General features: G+C 55.0%; 3 protein-coding genes and 3 pseudogenes. 4 read left to right on the top strand and 2 right to left on the bottom strand.

Features of this window, described 5'->3' with window-relative positions; all coding sequences use genetic code 11:
- Positions 1–453: transposase (locus tag AD944_RS00815; RefSeq protein WP_156477224.1), on the top strand; the 453-nt coding region annotated here is incomplete at its 5' end.
- A 170-nt stretch (positions 454–623) separates the two neighbouring features.
- On the opposite strand, the pseudogene AD944_RS00810 reads toward AD944_RS00815, so the two are convergent.
- Positions 624–942, bottom strand: a pseudogene (locus tag AD944_RS00810) (helix-turn-helix domain-containing protein); the annotation flags it as partial.
- Between the two features lie 136 nt (positions 943–1,078).
- On the opposite strand from AD944_RS00810, the pseudogene AD944_RS00805 reads away from it, so the two are divergent.
- Positions 1,079–1,285, top strand: a pseudogene (locus AD944_RS00805) (transposase); the annotation flags it as partial.
- 22 nt (positions 1,286–1,307) lie between these two features.
- A pseudogene (locus AD944_RS17670) lies at positions 1,308–1,451 on the top strand (IS3 family transposase); the annotation flags it as partial.
- A gap of 128 nt (positions 1,452–1,579) precedes the next feature.
- On the opposite strand, the gene AD944_RS00800 reads toward AD944_RS17670, so the two are convergent.
- Positions 1,580–2,506, bottom strand: a complete 927-nt coding sequence (locus tag AD944_RS00800; protein WP_201785444.1) for an IS110 family RNA-guided transposase — start codon at positions 2,504–2,506, stop codon at positions 1,580–1,582.
- Positions 2,507–2,929: 423 nt separating this feature from the next.
- Between AD944_RS00800 and AD944_RS16565 the strand changes: the two genes are divergently transcribed.
- A complete protein-coding gene (locus tag AD944_RS16565) occupies positions 2,930–3,142 on the top strand; it encodes a hypothetical protein (RefSeq protein ID WP_145912803.1) in 213 nt (70 codons plus the stop codon).
- Positions 3,143–3,162 lie beyond the last annotated feature (20 nt).

The following is a 3,162-nucleotide window of genomic DNA, read 5'->3' as shown; positions in this document are numbered from 1 at the left end:
CTGAAAAAATGCCACCGCACAAAATTCTACACAGTCTCCAACCGCTATCACCGTTTCATTGTCACCACTCTGCCGCAGGGAACGTCTGAGCCACGTCATCTTTACGAACAGATCTACTGCGCACGCGGGGATATGGAAAACCGGATCAAGGAATGCCAACTGGATCTGTTCTCGGACAGGACATCGTCCCACACCATCCGGGCCAACCAGCTCCGGCTGTGGTTCTCCGCAGCCGCCTATGTCCTGCTTACTGCCCTGCAGCACATGGCCCTCGGCCAGACCTCTCTGGAGAAAGCAACCTGTGGCACAATTCGCGCACGACTGCTCAAAATCGCGACAGTCGTAAAGATCAGCGTGCGTCGGATTGTCCTGTCCATGCCCGATATGTTCCCTTGCCAGCACGAATTCGCTCTTGCTCACGCACGATTACGAAGGCTCCGGCAGGCCGTCTGACGAAACAGACAGCGCATAGACCACATAGCTCCCACCAACACTGCCTTCTCACGCGGTGACACCCTCACTGCGTTCAGAATCTGCCCCCAGAGACAGAAAACCGTCGATAGACCAGATCAGGCGCCAAGGAAATCCTGAAAAACAGAAAATGATCCAAAATTACTCTATCTGTGAGAAATGCGCGTCGGGCCGTTCTCAATCCGGCGCATCAGGGCTTCCAGCATGGACGGTGTCAGGCGGGGCACGATGCCCCGCCGCCATGATGATCCCGCACGCCCTCGGGGCCTTCGGTATTGACCGCACCACCCAGTCCCGCACGATCTGCCGATCCGTCCCGGCCAGACGGCCCACGTCCCCGCGTGAGGCACCATCGTAGATCGCCGCCAGCGCCAGAAGGCGTCGTGCCTGTCCCGCATGCTTCGTCGTCCGCGCCAGCGCACGCAGACCCGCCGCATCATAATCCTCACGCAACGCCAATGCCCTGCCCATTCGAATGCCTCCCGACCGGTTCGGCATCCGGTGAATCATATTTCGACCCAGGGCGGTATTCTCACGTCTTCACATATGAATCAGAGCCGACGGGAGTTGGTATAAGCTGCCGGCGATATAGAAGGCCATTGAGTAGGCAGGGGCGGAACTGATGTTCCTTCCGCCATACAGCCCTGACTTTAATCCCATCGAGATGGCCTTCTCAAAACTCAAGGCCTTGCTGCGCGCCAGAGCCGAACGGACTGTCGGTGCTCTGTGGGATACCGTCGGCGCGCTGCTTCCGGCTTTCACTCCCAGTCAATGCGCCAGTTTCTTTACAGCCTCTGGATATGAGCCAGATTAAAGTGGAACCGCTCTAGTCAGCAATCTTGCACTACAACGGGCAGCATCCGTTTTCGGCTTTGGCTTGATGAACGCCCAATGAGGCGTATCATGACGCGCTGACACTATTGGTGCCCTGGATTAACCCGGACCCAATGGCCAACAGTAACGCCGTTAAAAAGGCGGCATGGACAACAAACGGGTATAGCTTATTCAAACCCAAAAATTGTCCGAACGGACGGGTCCATCTCTAACGACCATAAGTCGTCTTCAATGTCACCCAATCGATTCAGAAATCAGGGGGCAACTGTGTTGATCATGTGATCTGCAAAGGCTGACTTTTCTGGATCATGGCATTGAGGATGACGAGGAGCTGGCGTGCGATGGCGATAAGGATGGTCTTGGGTGGCTTGCCCTTGGCGCGCATCCTATCGCGCATGGCAATGAGTGCAGGCACGCGGCGGGACGCGGACAGGGCTGCGATATAGAGGGCTTCGCGGACCTTTCGTCGTCCGCCCCAGATGCGTCGTGCTCCCTTCCATGAGCCGCTTTCGCGTGCATGGGGTGCCAGACCGGCAAGAGAGGCGATCTTGCGGCGACACAATGTGCCGAGTTCCGGTAGTTCGCCGAGCAGGACGGCCATTACGGTCGGGCCGATGCCGGGCACGGCGCTCATCAGGGCGCCCTGTTCCGCGAGCGCGCGATCTGCAGCGATTATGGCTTTGATACGCTGATCGAGCATGCTGATCTGGGTCGAGAGCAGAGCGATCATAGCATCGATCTGCTCGGCGATGTCATCATGGCCTGCGCTGTGACGACGCAACTTCTCGGCCTTGCGCATGTCGACCAACTGCCTGCGGCGACGTAAGAAATCGGCCAATGTCGCACGGGCCGGACTGACCGGACGGGTGACAGGCAGATCCAGGGCCGCGCCCATCTGGGCCAGCACGCGCGCATCGACGCGGTCGGTCTTGGCCAGAACGCCGGTTGCGCGGGCGAACTCGCGAGCCTGACGCGGATTGACGCGCGAGAACGGATGCGCGCGTTCGGTCAGGGCGGCGATGAGGATGTCGTCGCAGCCGCTGGTGGCTTCGAAAACGACAAACTTTTCGGGCGTGAGCGTTTCGGCCCATTCGGCGATGGCGTCACGGGTATTGGGAATGCGCTGCATCCTGCCGGAAGGAAGGTCGCAGAGATCGAGGAAGGCGCGCGAAAGATCGCAGCCGATGACGGGCTGTGGCATGGTGAGGGCTCCTGTCCATGTCATGCGGGATCGAAAGTCCCAGGCAACTGTTCAGGGTTGAGCAAAGGCGGAAGGGACCCATGCTCCCAAACGGGCTCCAGACCCTCGGGGGGGACGGGCTCCCTTCCACCGCCCACTTTCGCACATCACCAACAGACAGGGGGGGGGGGCTCTAATTATGCGCATAGAAGCATCGAATTAAAGAGCTATACAAAATACTTTTTTCACAACAGAGAATATTATTATGATAACGAACCGGAATGTTTTCCTGAAAATAACTTGGAGTGAATCTAATGTAATTTTTTCTTAAATATAAACATCTATAAAATAAAGTAAATATTCATAATAAAAATGTTATTTACTTTATTATAGAAAAACATACCTAATTTTTTTCGTTTTTACCCCAGAAGGATCTTAAATTCAATGTCAAAATATTTTTTGAAGGTTCTTTTAACTACGACTGCGCTAATGGCTTCATATGATATAGGAATTGCCGCCAGCACAAATCATCGTCAATCTGGAAAGAAACAAAGTCAGCAGCCAGTGAAATTGGCAACGATCAAGCAAAAAAAACTCAGCAACAAACAGAACGGGTTACGAAATGTATCTCAAGGTAAAGCGGTGCTGTCACATTAACTTTGGTTTGTTGAGCTTCT

This window comes from Acetobacter tropicalis (assembly GCF_001580915.1).
GTDB classification, from domain to species: Bacteria; Pseudomonadota; Alphaproteobacteria; order Acetobacterales; family Acetobacteraceae; genus Acetobacter; species Acetobacter tropicalis.
The sequence above is the reverse complement of the archived record's forward strand: the minus strand, read 5'-3'. Positions and strand labels throughout refer to the sequence as shown.